General features: G+C 64.5%; 1 pseudogene. It reads left to right on the top strand.

Annotation, left to right across the window (positions count from 1 at the left end):
• Window positions 1-192 precede the first annotated feature (192 nt).
• Window positions 193-1,374 (top strand): annotated as a pseudogene (locus P7D22_RS23110) (amidase); the annotation flags it as partial.
• Window positions 1,375-1,406: the final 32 nt, after the last annotated feature.

The raw sequence follows: 1,406 nt of genomic DNA, 5'->3' as shown, positions 1-1,406 counted from the left end.
GCACGTCAGACCGCGCCGCCTGACTGCCGCGTCACCCAAATTCCCGCGTAGCTCCGCAACGCCTCGCGACAGGCGCAACATGCACGGCGTAGCTCTTTCGGAAGTCTGGTGCGAACGGCCGCTTGTGGGCGGAAGCGGTCGCCAGCCTCGGTGCATTACTCAAGACCGATGCACCATTAGGACACCGCTGGTGTCCTCACCCAACGCGGCTCGAAGCTCTTCGCGGGTCACATTCCTTCGGCCGATGCCACCGCAGTGGCGCGCTTCAAGGCCGCCGGCGGCATCCCGCTGATGAAAACGAACCTCCCCGAGTTTTCAGCCTGGACGGAGACGGACAATCTCGTCATCGGCCGCACCAACAACCCTTGGAATCTGGCTCGCACACCAGGCGGTTCCTCGGGCGGCGAGTCAGCGGCGATCGCAGCCGGCCTGTCGCCAATCGGCATCGGCAGCGATGTTGCGATCTCGGTCCGCGGCCCGGCCGCCTTCACCGGCATCGCGGCCCTTAAGGCGACACAGGGTCGTGTCCCCTATACCGGCCACTATCCTTCGATCATCAGGCGGTGGTGGCATGTCGGCGCAATGGCACGCACAGTCGGCGATGTCGCGCTCGGCTATTCGATCCTGAAGGGGCCGGACGGCGTCGACGGCTATGCCGTCCATCCTCGTGATGCGGACGCCAGTGCAAGCCAAGTCCCCGGCCGGCCGCTCCGCATTGGGTGGGTTGCGGATGCCGCGTTCGGCCCAGTCGATCCCGAGATTGTCGCTGCCGTCGCGTCTGCCGCCAGCCAGCTGGCCGATCTTGGGCATGAGGTGGAAGAGGTGACGCTGCCTTTCCTCGGCAACCCGCTCGGCGCACTGATGACGCTGGTCTTTGGTGAGATCGTGCCCTCGATCAAGGCGCTCGCGGCAGGACGCGAGAACGACCTTCACGCGATCGGAGCCGGTATTGTCGGCATGGCCGATCCGGCTTTCGCCGATTTTCTCGCCGCCGAAGCGCAGGGCGAAGAACTACGATCTGCCTTTGCGGGCTTCTTTGAGAAGTACGACGTTCTGCTGACACCGGTGAACCCGATGACGGCGACGCCGCACGGCGCCCAGGAGCTTGTCGTTGGTGGCGTAACGGTGTCTTGGACCCATGTCATGGCCGCCACGTCGCCTTTCAACCTGACCGGGCTACCGGCACTCTCAGTGCCTTACGCCTTTAGCTCGGAGCAGCTGCCGATTGGCATCCAGCTCGTCGGCAAATGGCTGAACGAAGCGACGCTTCTACGACTGGGCACAATGCTAGAGCGAAAAGGCGGGCTCGGCGTACCCGTCCGACGAGGGCCGCCTTGCGTGATGACGGGCATGGCGCCGACCTTATGGGCTTAAGGCTAGCCTAAAGGTCATCAGGTCGATGCGGG

Source organism: Lichenihabitans sp. Uapishka_5 (assembly GCF_033947565.1).
Taxonomy (GTDB): domain Bacteria; phylum Pseudomonadota; class Alphaproteobacteria; order Rhizobiales; family Beijerinckiaceae; genus Lichenihabitans.
This window is presented reverse-complemented; position numbering and strand designations above follow the sequence as displayed.